This window comes from Mesorhizobium sp. CCNWLY176 (genome assembly GCF_037153935.1).
GTDB classification, from domain to species: domain Bacteria; phylum Pseudomonadota; class Alphaproteobacteria; order Rhizobiales; family Rhizobiaceae; genus Mesorhizobium_M; species Mesorhizobium_M zhangyense.
The window spans coordinates 22,573-31,235 of the sequence record NZ_JBBBDZ010000028.1; the positions used below are offsets into that span (position 1 = coordinate 22,573).

9 protein-coding genes are annotated in these 8,663 nt (G+C 57.4%); 7 read left to right on the forward strand and 2 right to left on the reverse strand.

The window, feature by feature from the left end:
• Positions 1–9 precede the first annotated feature (9 nt).
• Positions 10–552 (forward strand): RNA polymerase sigma factor, encoded by a 543-nt coding sequence (locus tag WBQ96_RS27650; protein ID WP_165121326.1) that lies wholly within the window; start codon positions 10–12, stop codon positions 550–552.
• Entirely contained in the window at positions 549–1,343 is a 795-nt protein-coding gene (locus tag WBQ96_RS27655; protein ID WP_165121327.1) for an anti-sigma factor family protein, read from the forward strand. The genes WBQ96_RS27650 and WBQ96_RS27655 overlap by 4 nt, the downstream gene beginning before the upstream one ends.
• Positions 1,344–1,513: 170 nt before the next feature.
• On the opposite strand, the gene WBQ96_RS27660 is transcribed toward WBQ96_RS27655, so the two are convergent.
• Together WBQ96_RS27660 and WBQ96_RS27665 are read right to left on the reverse strand one after the other, a co-directional pair.
• The gene (locus WBQ96_RS27660; protein WP_165121328.1) at positions 1,514–1,753 is read right to left on the reverse strand and encodes a hypothetical protein; all 240 of its coding nucleotides are present in this window, start codon (positions 1,751–1,753) and stop codon (positions 1,514–1,516) included.
• 114 nt (positions 1,754–1,867) lie between these two features.
• Complete coding sequence (locus WBQ96_RS27665; protein ID WP_165121329.1) at positions 1,868–2,578, reverse strand: DUF6065 family protein; 711 nt, start codon at positions 2,576–2,578, stop codon at positions 1,868–1,870.
• A 531-nt stretch (positions 2,579–3,109) separates the two neighbouring features.
• Here WBQ96_RS27665 and WBQ96_RS27670 point away from each other — a divergent pair.
• The 5 genes from WBQ96_RS27670 to WBQ96_RS27690 all read left to right on the forward strand — a co-directional run bounded on the left by WBQ96_RS27670 (position 3,110) and on the right by WBQ96_RS27690 (position 8,409).
• Positions 3,110–4,273 carry an enolase C-terminal domain-like protein gene (locus tag WBQ96_RS27670; RefSeq protein ID WP_165121666.1) on the forward strand — a complete coding sequence of 388 codons (1,164 nt, stop codon included), beginning with the start codon at positions 3,110–3,112 and terminating at the stop codon, positions 4,271–4,273.
• Positions 4,274–4,288: 15 nt separating this feature from the next.
• Complete coding sequence (locus WBQ96_RS27675; protein ID WP_312857952.1) at positions 4,289–5,275, forward strand: Bug family tripartite tricarboxylate transporter substrate binding protein; 987 nt, start codon at positions 4,289–4,291, stop codon at positions 5,273–5,275.
• Between the two features lie 32 nt (positions 5,276–5,307).
• Positions 5,308–5,862, forward strand: coding sequence for a tripartite tricarboxylate transporter TctB family protein (locus WBQ96_RS27680; RefSeq protein ID WP_337035956.1), 555 nt, complete (start codon positions 5,308–5,310; stop codon positions 5,860–5,862).
• A gap of 13 nt (positions 5,863–5,875) precedes the next feature.
• Positions 5,876–7,375, forward strand: coding sequence for a tripartite tricarboxylate transporter permease (locus WBQ96_RS27685; protein ID WP_336556267.1), 1,500 nt, complete (start codon positions 5,876–5,878; stop codon positions 7,373–7,375).
• 101 nt (positions 7,376–7,476) lie between these two features.
• Positions 7,477–8,409: a LysR family transcriptional regulator gene (locus WBQ96_RS27690; protein WP_165121669.1), complete on the forward strand. Its 933-nt coding sequence runs from the start codon at positions 7,477–7,479 to the stop codon at positions 8,407–8,409.
• Positions 8,410–8,663: the final 254 nt, after the last annotated feature.

Genomic DNA, 8,663 nt, shown 5'->3' on the forward strand with positions numbered 1-8,663 from the left:
GACCATACAATGATCGAAAGCGCGGATTCTGTCCAAGACCAGCTTGTCGCCTTCCTGCCAAATCTCCGCCGGTTCGCCATATCGCTCTGTGGGTCGCGCGATCTCGCCGACGATCTCGTTCAAATGGCCTGCGAACGGGCCCTCGCGAACGAGCAGCGTTTTGAGGCGGGTACCCGTTTCGATGCCTGGATGTTCCGCATACTGCGCAATCTCTGGATCGATCATATTCGCAAGCAAAAAACGGCTGGTATTCAGGAAGAAATATCGGAACGTCCCGACCTGACCGGATCCGATGGGGAGCGCGAAGTGCAGGCACGTCTCGCCCTGAAGAGCGTGTCCCAGGCCATAGCCGAGCTGCCGGATGAACAGCGTGAAGTGCTGCTCCTGGTCTGTGTGGAAGAGCTGTCCTACCGCGAAACGTCGGACCTGCTCGACATCCCCATCGGGACGGTCATGAGCCGATTGGCGCGGGCGCGTAAGAATCTGGTGGAAGCGGCTGGAATAACAGCGACTACTGAACGTTCTGAGGTCATGAAAGGGGCGAAGAAATGACCAAGGCAGATTTCTCCGACGAGATCCTGATGCGTTTCGCCGATGGCGAACTTGATGCGGAAACTGCGGCGAGGATCGATAAGGCGCTGGAGACGGACGACGATCTGCTGGCCAGGGTAGCACTTTTCACTGAAACGCGCGCGCAGGCGCAAGTCGCGATGAAGCCGCTGCTGGAAGAGGATGTGCCCGACCATCTGGTTGACGCCGTCCAGCGCATGGTCGACAAAAAACGCGCGCGGTCAACAGATGAACAATCGGCAGGCAATGTCGTGCCGCTTCGCAAGCCGGCAGCCGAACCACTCTCAGCTCGAACATGGCGATTGCCGATCGCCGCGTCCTTTGCCGCAGCCGTGCTGGGGGGCATGGTCGGTTACTGGCTATCATCGAACAATGGCCGTCCTGCAGAAGGATTGCAGGTTGCCGGTGTCAGCAGCCCGGCGCTGATCGAAGCGCTCGCAACGAGGCAATCGGGCGACGAAATCCAATTGCCCGGTTCAAACCAGCGCTTTCGCCTGATCGCGACGTTCCGCGATAGCCAGAAGGCGCTTTGTCGCGAATTCGAAGTCGACTCGCCGGATCAATCCACGGTCATCTCGATCGCCTGTCATGCAGGTGATGAGTGGCGCGTAAGCTTTGCCGTGGTTGCGCCGGGCGACAGCAACGGCTATGCGCCGGCATCATCCACCGAAGCGCTCGATGCCTATCTTTCGGCGATCCATGCCGAAGCGCCGATGTCGGCCGACGAAGAATTGAAGGCGTTGCAAACAATGCCTCAACGGCCTTCGAGCTAATTCCGGCGGTCGATTGCATCTCTGCGGAATAAAGGCGGAGGTTGCCCGTTTCCCATGTCGGACCGGAACCACTGGTCCAGTTTTGGAAACGGAGTAACGATCATGACAAGACACTGGAAGTTCAAATCGGCCCTGGTCGCGGGCATGACGGTTCTCGCAGGTACGGCGGCTCAGGCAAAGGAGCATCCCTTTGGAGCCGCTGACATTGAGCGGCCGTCGCCCACGACAGTCAGCCAGAGTGACGGCAGCTTCATTGTTGCCGGCAACAGTTCGTCCAACTCGAGTTCCAACTCCAGCTCGAACTCATCGTCCAACAGCTCGTCGAATTCCAACTCGAATTCTTCAAGCAACTCGAACTCGAATTCATCGTCGAACGGTTCTTCCAATTCGAGTTCGAACAGCTCTTCCAACTCAAGCTCGAACGGCTCCGATCGTGGCTGGCGCGGTTGGCGGCGCTAACCAGCTCATAACTCAAAAAGAGGGGCCGGATATGATCCGGCCCCTTTCATTTTACCGTATGGCTATTACCGGGCGGCGCGTGCCCATTTTCTATACCAGCCCTCGCCTGCAATTGTGTTGCGATAGACGGTTTCGCGATCGTTCGCTTCTTCGCCGCGCTCGGCACGAATTTCTGCCTTGAGTGCCGCATCTTCACGACGGAACGGGATGACCTGCACAAGTGGCGTTCCCTTCTCGATCGTGTACAAGCCATCTGGCGCAATGGCAAAAAACGGGAAATGTATGTGCGCCGTATAGGTATCTGTGTCGACGATGCCGGCGACGCACTCGAAAGGTTGCGATGGCCTGTTGAGTGGCGGCAGGAAAAGGCAGCTCCAGCCGGGTGGCGTGCGAATTGACCAATAATTGTGGAACTTGCAGGGAGGGCTGGGTTCCTTGGGATTGCCGGCGACCTGGTGGGCGCCGTGGTTGCTCACCATTGTTCGGTCGAATTCCCAGCCTGCATCCACTGCGCGGCCGTCATCCTTGATCTCAAGTCGCACTGTGGCCGCAAGAGGCAGGATCCAGCCGGTCATCATTGCGTCGAGGAAGGGCATACAACGCTTGACGGTAAGACCGTTATTGGTCGTGGATATCTGTCCGGAATCGATTGCCGGAAGTTTGCGGAACCATTCCGGCAGAACGGTTTTAGCCGCCACTGGCGGTGCGATAACGCCATGATCTTCCGGCCGGCAAAGAAACCGGACTGAGCGTGAGTTGTGAGAAAAATGAAACATCGATGTTCTCCGGTCGATTGACCGGGGAGAAACGGACCGGACCGGTGTTTATTCCCCGAAGCACTACAATTCGGGCCGGCCCAAGCAGCGTTTCAAACTGCCTTCATTCTCCGATCACCTCATATGTCTGCGGCGAAAGCACCGCGTTGATCTTGCGTCCACCATCCTATTGGCAGCGGGCCGTTGGCTGACGGGCGCTGGTATTTATCTCGTCGCAATCGACTTCATCGCCCGCGGCGACGGCTAGATCCCGGACTTCCTTGGTAAGGGCGTTCCACGCTGCATCTTATGCGACTTTTCGAGCAAAATCTGTGACGACGTAATGGTATCGATTACCTATTTGCCACTAAGTCACTTCATTCCAAGAGCGGCCATTCTGCATACGTCCTGAGTAAGTCATCACGTCTCCTCTACGCGGCCGCCGGCTTCATATCTCATTAATGAGTTATCTCCCACATTTTCTGATTAATCCTGAAGATTAATTCAATTTTCTGAGAGCCTCATATCGCTATTGTGCCTACGTAGGAGGCCATGATGCTCAACGAAACCATGCTTTACAAAACTTCTGTCGCAGCGCCTCGGCAGCGGATTGCAAGAATCTCTATTCACGATCTGAAGGATATTCCGATCGCCCCGCCACCCTATCGTGATCGACCCAACACGGAAGGCGCCCTCCTCCTCGAAATGGAAACGGATGATGGCATCATCGGCTGGGCGACGAGCGGATATACACATCCGGTCGCGATCGAACTGATCGAGAAATACCTTGCGCCCCGCATTATCGAGGAAGGCGTTGATCCGTTCCGTACAGACCGTATTCCGCAGCTTTTCGACCGCCATACATGGGAGCGGCCGTTGGGCCGGGTGCTCATTTCGGCTATGGCGATGATCGACATCGCGTGCTGGGACATTAAGGGAAAAGCGGTCGGTCGGCCGGTACACCATCTGATTGGCGGCGCGCGCGACCGTGTGCCGGTCTATATCACACATGGCGCTGCCTATGACGGGGCGCCGGTCTATAGCCGTGAAGAACTGGCCGCGGAGGCGGCCCATCTCGTCTCGCTCGGCTATACACACCTGAAAAACACAGTCGGTCGCCAAGCGATCCCCGACCCTATCGACGATTACCATAGGATGGCGGCGATGCGCGAGGCCGTCGGTGCGGACGTGAAGCTGTCGATGGATGGCAATTTGCGCATGACCCTTCCCGACGCGGTGCGCTTATGTAACCTGTGTGAAAAGCTGGACATAACGTTCATCGAGGAACCCGTCCACTATAACGAGCCGCGAAATCTAGCGCATCTGCGCAGCCAGACCAGCATTCGCGTCGCCGCCGCCGAGAACGAGCACTACAAGGCGCGCGATTATCTGGAAGCGGGCTCTGTCGACTATCTTCAGCCCAACATCAACAATGACGGCGGGCTTACCGCAAGCCTGAGAATCGCAGCCCAGGCCCGTGCTTACAATGTGCCGCTCAGCCACGGTAACGGCAACGGCCCGCACAACATCGCCCTCCATGCTGGCGTTCTGAATGGCGGCCTTGTGGAGTATCACTTCCATAAGTGGATGACCTACAACGCGCTCTTCGAGGAGGTTCCACAGCCGGACAAAGGCTGGTTGAACGTGTCGCAGAAACCCGGATTCGGCCTCGAACCGAAAGACGGGATCATCAAGGAATACAAACGGAATAACTAGTGCCTGAACCCGCCGGTGGTGACGCGCTGCCCCGGCGATAAGACCTTTGGGAGGAAATTAATGCGTAAATCCATATTTGCCGTGGCCATGGCGGCCTGCGGCCTCTTCGCCACTTCCGCCATCGCAGCCGATTATCCCGAGCGGGACGTCACGCTGATCGTGCAGTCTTCGCCCGGCGGCGGTTCGGACATAATTGCCCGAACTATCGCGCGAATCGTCAATGAAGGGAAACTAAGTTCCACGCAGATGCTTGTCGAAAACAAGCCCGGCGGCGGCGGCGCCATCGCCTACAACTACGTGGCGCAGCGCAAAGGCGACCCCTATGTCATGGGCACTATCGCGACAAGCTTCTTTGTTGCGCCGCTGATGGGTCAGTCGCCTGCAAAGGTGGAAGACTTCCAGCCCATCGCCGTTATCGCGGGCGATCCGTTCATTCTCGTCGTGGAAGCCAAATCGGGCATCGCGACGCTGGATGACATCAAGGCCAAGAAGGTGCTGCGCATCGGCAACACTGGCCCGGTAACCGACCCTGCCCTGCTGGCGGTTTCGCTCGGCAACGAACTTGGCATCGAGGTCCGCCCCGTTCCCTTCAACGGCGACGGCGAAGTCACCACCGCTCTTTTGGGCGGACATATCGATCTGCAATTCGGGAATGCTTCCGAGGTCATGGCACAGATCGAGGCGGGCCGCCTGAATCCGATCGCAGTGACTTCGCCGGAAAGACTTGCTTCCTTGCCCGACGTGCCGACGTTCAAGGAGCTCGGTTCGGACATCGAACTGATGCTCTATCGCGGCGTGGTGATGCCAAAGGATATGCCGGCAGAGGCGGTCGCATTCTGGGAAGACGTGATGAAGAAGGTTTCAGAAAGCGATATTTGGAAAACCCAGTATGTGGAGCGTAATAACTCTGTGCCGCTTTATTGGGATGCGGACGAATTCGCCCGCCGGGTACCCGAGATCAGCAAGCTTTACGCAGATTATCTAACAACCATTCAGAAATAGCGTATTCGATGTGCTCCGGGAGGCCGATGCGATTGGCGCAGCCATTCGCCGGATTGCGGAGCACATCGACATGCAACACGCATCGGGAGGTACGAGTGCGAGTGCTTACGGCCGAAAAACTCTTCACATCGCTTTTTGCGGCGTTTGCCGTGTTCCTCCTGTGGCGATCCTATGACTACGGCATCCTTTCCAGCACGATAACCGGACCCGGTTTCTTTCCCGCGATCGCGGGTACCCTGATCCTGGTCAGCACCGGTACTTCCCTTTTTTCAAAGGTGAAGGGTGGCGAGAGCAAGATTCTCGACGAGGACAGTGCCGGGAATGCCGACGGACCTGGAACCCGCGTAGAGGTCTCTCGTGTCGCCGTCCTTATTGGCGTCACCGCGCTGTTCATTGTCCTTGCACCTTACGTGGGCATGATCGCGCTCACCCCGTTCTATGTCTTCGCCTGTTTCCTGGCGCTTGCGCCCGATTTCAGGCTGGCGCGCCTCGGCGTTGGCGGAGGCACCGCAATCACGTTCACGCTTCTGGCGTGGGCGATCTTCGACAAGGCCCTCGGTGTTCCGATGCCGCGCGGGTTCTTTTGATTGAGGACCGGAAATGGAAATCTTTTCTGATCTCTTCTTTGGCCTTTCGGTGGCGACCAGCGGCCCTATGCTGCTAGCCACCTTGCTGGGTGTCTTGTTGGGCCTCGCCATCGGGGTGCTGCCGGCGATGGGACCGCCAGCCGCCCTTGCGATCCTGCTTCCCATTGTTGTGTCCTTCGAGCCGACGGTGGCCGTCGCCGGCCTGGCTGGCGTCTACTATGGCGCCATGTACGGCGGCGCGGTCACCTCGATCCTGCTCGGCATTCCCGGCGAGAGCGCGGCCATGATGACCACGCTTGACGGCTACCCGATGGCGAAAAACGGTGAAGCCGGGCGCGCCCTCGGCATTGCCACCTTCGCCTCCTTCGTCGGCGGCTTCATTTCCATATTACTGTTCACCGCCATCGCTGCACCCTTCGCCGAATTCGCCCTGCGCTTCGGACCGATCGAGATGACCGCGCTCATGGTGATGACGCTGATCTTTTCCACGTCTCTCGGTGGAGAAGACAGGGCTAAGGGTTTTGCGGCTCTCGGCCTGGGACTGTGGCTTGGCACGGTCGGGCTCGACATCGTCAGCGGTTCGCCGCGTTTCAACTTCGGAACCTTCGAACTGCTGGAGGGCATCGAGTTCACCGTCATCGCAATCGGCATGTACGGCGTCGGGGAAATCCTGGCGAGCGTGAATGAGACCGCGCCCAAGGTCGCCCGCGCGCGTTATACGCTGAGGGCGCTTCTGCCGCGCATCAGCGACATGTACAAGACATGGAAAGACCTGATCGTCGGCTCGGTCATCGGCTTCGTCGTCGGCGTGTTGCCGGGTGCCGGCGCAACGGCGGCAACGATCTTTTCCTATTCTTTCTCGAAGAAAATTTCGCGCCATCCCGAAAACTTCGGCAAAGGCGCTCCCGAGGGCATCGCCTCCCCTGAAGCCGCGAACAATTCGGCCTCCTATGCGGCCATGATACCGCTCTTTACCCTCGGCATTCCGGGTTCGGGAACCACCGCGATCATGCTGGGCGGACTGCTGATGCTCGGCCTTCAGCCCGGCCCGCTGCTTTTCGAGCAGAATCCGAACTTTATCTGGCCGGTGATCGGAACCTTCTACACGGGTAACCTGATGCTCGTCGTGCTCACCATTCTGCTCACGCCGATCCTCGCCTCGCTGGTCTTTATCCCCGCCGCTTATCTCTTCCCGATCGTGCTGGGGATCGTCGTCTACGGCGTGTTCAGCGTGAATTACTCCTTCTTCGATCTCGGCATGGCTATGGGGTTCGGGCTACTCGGATATCTGTTCCGCAAATTCAGCTACCCATCCGTTCCCGTTCTTCTTGGACTGGTGCTGGGGCCAATCCTGGAACAGAATGTGCGCCGCTCGCTCATCATGTCAAATGGCGATATCGGCATCTTTGCCAGTAGCACAATTTCGGTCGTCTTTCTGCTGCTTTCGGCCAGTCTGCTGCTGTTGCCAATGTTCAAATGGGCGAAGGCACGGTTGAAAAAGGCAGGCGTCTAAAATGCCGCCAATCTGCGAGAACCGCGCGCTCCGCTTGAAGGCGGGAGGGGTCTTGTCTATCACGGAGTGGGTAGGCATGCCCAGCTGAGGCCGGAGCGATAATGATCAAACCGCGAACTGTTCACGATCTCGCCCATGTGAACCTCAAGCTCGTCAGTACATTCGTCTGTGTCGCGGAGTTCGGCTCATTTCAGGCCACTGCCAAGGCGATGGGACGTTCCCAGTCTGCGATCTCAATGCAGATCAAGGAATTGGAGGCGCAGGCCGGAACCCAGCTGTTCCTGCGCACGACACGTCATGTGGAACTGACGGCGGCCGGCAAGATGTTGCTCGATCAGGCGCGTGCGTCGATCTCTGGTCTTTCGATGACGTTTCGCCATATTAAGGAAGACATCGATTTCCGGCGCGGCCATGTTCGCATCGCCTGTTCGCCCACCTACGCTGCGGCGCGCCTGCCCTACATCATTAAGGCGTTTAAGGATGCCTTTCCCGGCGTGAAGGTCTCCATTGGCGAATATAAGTCGGCCGAGATCCTGAATGCCTTGAAGCAGGACAAGGCGGATTTCGGCGTCGGCCCCGAACTCTCAGACCCTGAGATGACATTTGAATATGGTCGTGCCGAGCCGCTTCTTGCAGTTGTTCCCAATGAGTGGATTCAGAATGGTGAAGACACTGGAACTATAGCCCTTGATATCGTGCTGAGCCACTCCCTAGTCATGTTCTACCCAAACACAGTAGTGCATCAGATTATTTCCGAGGCAGCGGAAGAAAAGGGTTTGGCATTCACGGTAGAATATTACTGTATACAGGGGGAAACGCTGCTTGCATTTGCAAATGCAGGCATCGGGATTGCAATCCTGACCGCTTCTATCGCCGATATTTCACGCGTCAGGAACTGCAAGGTTCTGAGGATAATCGAGCCTGAATTGTACCGGCATTTTACGATGATCACCCGCAAAGGGATGACATTACTGCCTGCGGCGAAGCATCTTTACGGCCTAATTTCGAAAGATATAACCAGCCAACCCGGCTAACCCTGCCGAGATGACGCCTGTAGAAGGAGTTGCCCAAAAGGTTTCAAGCTGATTTCTACTGATCCGCTTGTTGGTGTCGTCTTCGGGAGGCCGCCGTTCGGCTACAGCGAGCAAGAGCCCTATTTTGGGTTTTGTTGCAACGGCTGACTGGAAGCTCAAAGAGGTCAGGTTCGGGTGCAATTATGCGGCAAGAATTTCGAACTGCTCAGCCAAGGATAGATTCGGATTGAAGGCGTATCTCGCCTGTCGCTTGC